The organism is Paucibacter sp. TC2R-5 (assembly GCF_025717605.1).
Lineage (GTDB): Bacteria > Pseudomonadota > Gammaproteobacteria > Burkholderiales > Burkholderiaceae_C > Paucibacter_A > Paucibacter_A albus.
Map to the genome: position 1 here is coordinate 1 of NZ_JAJIRQ010000028.1, position 2,874 is coordinate 2,874.

Sequence of the window (2,874 nt, forward strand, 5' to 3'; positions counted from 1 at the left end):
CCCAGTGCGGCGAGTTGGACCGTGCTCAAGGCACGCACCGCAGCCGTCGACAGCGCGCTCACGTCGGCGGTCTCCAGCACGGCCATCTGCGCGGTGCCCAGACCCGTCACTTGCGTGGCACTCAGGGTGCTGGCTTGTGCCGTGGTCAGGGCTTGCACATTGGCCGAGCTCAAGGCGCCGAGTTGCGCGGCGCTGACAGCACGGATGCCCGAGGTGCCCAGCGCGACCACATCTTCGCTGGTCATGGTGGCGACCTGCGCGGTGGCGATCGCACCCACTTGGGCGGCGGTCAGCACGCCGATCTGGCTGCTGGTCAAGGCGTTCAAATCATCACTNACTGCCCAGACCGGCCACTTGGCCCGTGGTCAGGCTGACCACTTGGCCGCTGCTCAAGGCACCGATCTGCGCGGAGCCCAGTGCGGCGATCTGGTCTGTCTTCAAGGCGACGATCGCACGCGTTGAAAGGGATGCCAAGTCCTGGGTCTCGAACACCGCAAACTGGCTGGTGTTGATGAAACTCACTGAGCTTGGGCCAAGCGAAGCCACTTGTTGGGTGGTCATCGCCTGTATCTGTGCGCTTGAGAACGCAGCCCAGTCTGAAGAGCTCAAACCTGCCAAGGTTGTTGAGGACAACAAGGTTATTTGGGCTGTATTTAAACTTGAGATGAATGAAGCCATTTTTAGCTCGCTCAGTGAGTTGTTTGCTTATCGCCGAAACTTCGGCTGAGAATGAATCGTCAAATTTGGGGCAGACGTGCCACCACACTTGTCTTAGCAGTTTTAGAAGGTCCGGCGGTCCAGCTCATATAGCTTTACTGCGATTCACTCAAGAATTCTTCGCGCCCTTTAGACGACCGAAAAGTACTGTGGGGTCGTCACATTCGACAATAAGCAGGCGAGGGCGCTCGCAGGCGCCCTCTTTGCTTAGATCAATGGTCCGTTGAAGCGGTTGTTCTCTTCGTCTTCGATCAGCTTGCGTTCCAGCAATGCGTGGTGCAACTCGCTCGGTTTCCCGACCATCGATGCGCCTGTCTGGTTGATCGCCCCGTGAACAAGCAAGTTTTCACTTGGAGCCGCTAGCAAGTCGTTCAAGGCGGGTGCGGCATCTGCCGATTTGTCGCCTGGTTTGACGTCTTTGGCGAACCACACGTCAGCCATTTGATGGCTTGCTCCATCACTCGTCTTGTAGCCAGAGACCAAGCCCACCAAGTTGCCGTTGTCAACGGCTGTACTTGACTTGGCGTGCAGGTCCAGCTCGGTAATGCCCAGATCCGCGAGGGTCTTCAGCTCGCCAGCGTCCGTTTTGCCGTCGTGGTTTCCGTCAACCCAGACCCTGAGCTTGTTGAAGTTGGCGTCATGCGCATCTAGTTTGCCGTCGTGGTTGTTGTCCTCTGCTGCCATGGCCAAATAGCCATTGGCAGCGTGTTTTCCGGAGGCCAATATCGTCCCTGAGCCGAACAATTCAGCGCCGCTGTTGATCACACCGTCGCCATTGCGGTCCATTGCCAGTAAGCCGTCACCTCCGGCTGCCCAGCCGTACTTGTGCGTGGTGCCGGTACCGTTAAGGTCAAAATTGACGCCTTGTTCGGCGGACAAAGTCTGGATGCCATTGCCGTTCAAATCCAACATGATGGGCGTCGCGAGATAGAGCCCGTCGAGTTGTGTCGGGGTCATCGCGCTCAATGCTTCGGTCGTGAAGGAGACAACCTGATTCATGTTCAACTTGGCGAGATCTTCCGTGTCAAAGCCCTTGACCTGATCAGATGTGATGCTATGAAGCTGCTCAGTCGTGAGGCCCGCCATTTGAGATGTCACGAAAGCTTTGATGTCCTGCGACTCAAAAGCACTGAACTGCTGAGTGCTGAAACTCCCCATTTGCACCGAACTGAAGGCCGCGATCTGTCCGGAGCCCAGCGACGCAATCTCATCGGTGCCGAATGTTGACAAATGACCGGTCGTGAGTGATTGCAGTTGCGAAGTCGAGAGCGCATTGATCTGATCCGAGCTCATTGCCCCGAACTGTTCGGTGCTCAAACTCCTCAAGGCCGAGGTATTGAAAGCTCTCAGGTCATCGGTCACCAGTGCAGCGATTTGATCGGTCAGCAGGCCCGTCACCTGGGCGCTGCCCAGTGAGGCGGCCTGCGCGGTGGTCATCGCCACGATCTGATCAGTCGTGAGTGCGGCGGCTTGCACGCCGGTCAGACCCTTCAAGCCAGCGGTGCCGATGGCTGCGAAGTCATCGGTCGTCAAGGATTTCACCTGTTCAGTCGTCAAGGCCGAAATCTGCCCTGAACTGATGGCCTTGAACTGCGTCGCCGTCAAGGAATTGAGGTCATCGGTGCTCAGATTCTGGATCTGGGTGGCCGTCAAGGCATTGACTTGCACGGTCGTCAAGTTGCCAATCTGGTCGGAGGTAAAGGCACCGATTTGCTCGGTGCTTAGCCCACGCAAGGCGCCAGTGTTTAAGGCGCGCAGGTCGTCGGAAACCAAGGCAGCAATCTGATCAGTCAGCAGACCCGTCACTTGAGCACTGACCAATGAGGCGGCTTGCGCAGTGGTCAGCGCCACGATCTGATCGGTCGTGAGAGCCGCAGCTTGCGCGCCGGTCAGGCCCTTCAGGCCTGCGGTGCCGATGGCTGCGAAGTCATCGGTCGTCAGCGACTTGACTTGCTCGGTCGTCAGCGCCGCAATCTGGCCAGAGCTGATGGCCTTGAATTGCGTCGCCGTCAAGGAGCTGAGGTCATCGGTACTCAGATTCTGAATCTGCGTGGCCGTCAAGGCATTGACTTGGCTTGTCGTCAAGTTACCGATTTGGTCCGAGGTCAGGGCACCAATTTGCTCGGTGCTCAGTCCACGCAGGGCGCCGGTGTTGAG

General features: G+C 57.8%; 3 protein-coding genes and 1 pseudogene. 1 reads left to right on the plus strand and 3 read right to left on the minus strand.

The features are described from left to right. Together LNV08_RS22885 and LNV08_RS22890 are read right to left on the minus strand one after the other, a co-directional pair. Nucleotides 1-326: hypothetical protein (locus tag LNV08_RS22885; RefSeq protein ID WP_263536052.1), on the minus strand; the 326-nt coding region annotated here is incomplete at its 3' end. A gap of 4 nt (nucleotides 327-330) precedes the next feature. Then, nucleotides 331-522 (minus strand): hypothetical protein, encoded by a 192-nt coding sequence (locus LNV08_RS22890; RefSeq protein ID WP_263536053.1) that lies wholly within the window; start codon nucleotides 520-522, stop codon nucleotides 331-333. Here LNV08_RS22890 and LNV08_RS22895 point away from each other — a divergent pair. Further along, on the plus strand, nucleotides 512-727 hold the full coding sequence (locus LNV08_RS22895; protein ID WP_263536054.1) for a hypothetical protein: 216 nt from the start codon (nucleotides 512-514) through the stop codon (nucleotides 725-727). The genes LNV08_RS22890 and LNV08_RS22895 overlap by 11 nt on opposite strands. Before the next feature lie 197 nt (nucleotides 728-924). Here the strand turns inward: LNV08_RS22895 and LNV08_RS22900 are convergent. Continuing rightward, a pseudogene (locus LNV08_RS22900) lies at nucleotides 925-2,874 on the minus strand (heme utilization protein); the annotation flags it as partial.